The sequence below is a fragment of the Methylobacterium sp. B1 genome, from assembly GCF_000333255.1.
In the GTDB taxonomy this organism is placed as follows: Bacteria; Pseudomonadota; Alphaproteobacteria; order Rhizobiales; family Beijerinckiaceae; genus Methylobacterium; species Methylobacterium fujisawaense.
On sequence record NZ_BACT01000763.1, the window covers coordinates 1 to 1,986 of the forward strand.

Annotated in this window: 3 protein-coding genes and 1 pseudogene; 2 read left to right on the forward strand and 2 right to left on the reverse strand. The window is 68.0% G+C overall.

Annotation, left to right across the window (positions count from 1 at the left end; genetic code table 11):
- On the reverse strand, positions 1-472 hold a 472-nt coding region (locus I53_RS22300), incomplete at its 3' end, for an ankyrin repeat domain-containing protein (protein WP_251982402.1).
- Here I53_RS22300 and I53_RS22305 point away from each other — a divergent pair.
- Positions 450-719 (forward strand): annotated as a pseudogene (locus tag I53_RS22305) (pyruvate kinase alpha/beta domain-containing protein); the annotation flags it as partial. The gene I53_RS22300 and the pseudogene I53_RS22305 overlap by 23 nt on opposite strands.
- A 95-nt stretch (positions 720-814) precedes the next feature.
- The gene (locus I53_RS35985) at positions 815-943 is read left to right on the forward strand and encodes a hypothetical protein (protein WP_043354815.1); all 129 of its coding nucleotides are present in this window, start codon (positions 815-817) and stop codon (positions 941-943) included.
- A 102-nt stretch (positions 944-1,045) separates the two neighbouring features.
- Here the strand turns inward: I53_RS35985 and I53_RS22315 are convergent.
- On the reverse strand, positions 1,046-1,986 hold a 941-nt coding region (locus I53_RS22315), incomplete at its 5' end, for a patatin-like phospholipase family protein (protein WP_043354817.1).

Sequence of the window (1,986 nt, forward strand, 5' to 3'; positions counted from 1 at the left end):
CCCCGTCGAGTTGCGCCGGCGTCGCCTGGGCACCCATTGCCCGGGCCAAGTTGGGGGCGCTCTGTCCGGAGGCGTCGCGCCGGTCCCGGTCGGCGCCGTGGCGGAAGAGCAGGTCGACCATCTCGGTGCGGTCGAACATCGCCGCCGTCATCAGGGCCGTGCGGGTGCCGTCGCCGGTCCCGTCCACCCTGGCCCCGTGCTGGAGCAGGAGCTGCGCGATCGCGAGATCGTTCTTGAAGGCCGCGCCGGCGAGGGGCGTCTGGCCACGGTCATTGGCGAGTTCCGGGTCGCCGCCGGCCTCCAGGATCACCCGCGTGGCGTCCGCCTGGCCGTTATAGGCGGCCAGCATCAGCAGGCTGTCGCCCTTGTCGTTGCGCAGGTTCGCCGGCAGCCCCTGCCCGAACAGGTCGGCGAGATCCTCCGAATGGCCCAGCCGCGCGTACTGGAAGACGGCGGCACGGGTGGCGCGCAAGCGTCCGGCCGCTGCGATCCTGGCCTTGACCCCGAACGTTGCAACCTCGCGGCGGTTGAGCCTGCTCTGGGGTGCGCACAGCGTCCTGACGGAGGATGTCGACAGCTACGAGGAAATGACCACGAAGGCCCGCCACCATGCGCAGGACGAGGGCTTCGCCAAGCCGAACGACATCATCGTGGTCACCGCCGGCATCCCGTTCCATTCGGCCGGCAACACCAACAACATCCGCCTGATGCAGATCTGAGCCGGCCGATCGGAAGCATGATCTGGAACGCGGCCCACATCTCACCCGTTGATAAGAAGCTGCGCCATTTGGGCGCGATAACGGAGGGCCGAGCCATGAACCTGATCGGACGCATCGTCACCAAGATCCTCGGCAACGAGAACCGTCCCGTGTACCGCGACGACCGGAACGCCAGCTCGGCGACCCCGCTCGGCCGCCTCGTGACGAAGATCCTGGGCAAATAAATAAGAGGTCGGCAGGACCGGGCCTGCCCCGGCAATCCGGCTCCCGGACCTGTGACATCGTCCACCGCGCGCCCTGCCGGGCGCGCGGAAAAACCTGTTCGATCAGTGCGCCACGACGCTCGCGGTCTCTCTGAGGACCGGCGAAGCCGGAACCGTGTGCTGCCAGAAGGTGCCGGTCCGGCCCTTCTCAAGGCCCGCATCGTAGAGCGCGCGCATGTAGGCGGTGTCGAAGCCCTTGGCGGCCGAGGCCTTGGGGCCGTTCTCGTCGATGTATGTCAGGTTGAAGCCGATGCCGTTGGCGCGCGCGAGCGCGTAGGTCGCGGTGAGCGTGGCCCGGGAGCGCGCCCGGCTCGCCGTCGTGAATGAACGCTCGACGATCGAGAGCGTGTTGTCCTTCGTGACCTCGAAATCGGGCTCGAGACGGCCGTTGATCACCACGTAGATCTCGGCCTTGCCGCCCGTACGGATCCGTCCGTCGCGCAACAGGAGGCTCTGCGGCAGGGTGAAGACCGGCGTCACCACCGAGCCGTCCACATGCATCTCCTGGAAACGCGTGTCGCCGGCTGAAACGTCGATGAACTGGGGCGGGAACACCGCCGGAATGCTGGCCGAGGCCGCCAACACGTCGCGGAACAGCTCCCGGGCGTTCGGCACGCCGCTCGCCGCGATGGCGCCCATGTTCCAGATCACCGCCCGCTGGGAATCGAGGTTCGTCGTCACCACGAGGAGGCGCCGCCCCTTGGCATGCTCCTCGGCAACCGCCTTGAGGAGATCCGCCGTGACGTAGCGGTCGATCAGGCTGCGCAGGCGTCCGTCACCGAACAATCCGGAGCCGAACAGCACGTTTGCCAGGGTGGGCGAGGCCACCAGCTCACCCGCGACGCCGCTGGTGTAGAACTCGGTCAGATAGGGATCGTAGGCCGGTCCCAGAAAGGCGAAGGGGGCGATCAGCGCGCCGGTCGAGACACCGGACACCAGGGTGAANTCCGGGCGCTTTGCCGNAGCNNNGTCAGCGTTGAGCACGCCCGCCCCGTAGGCGCCGT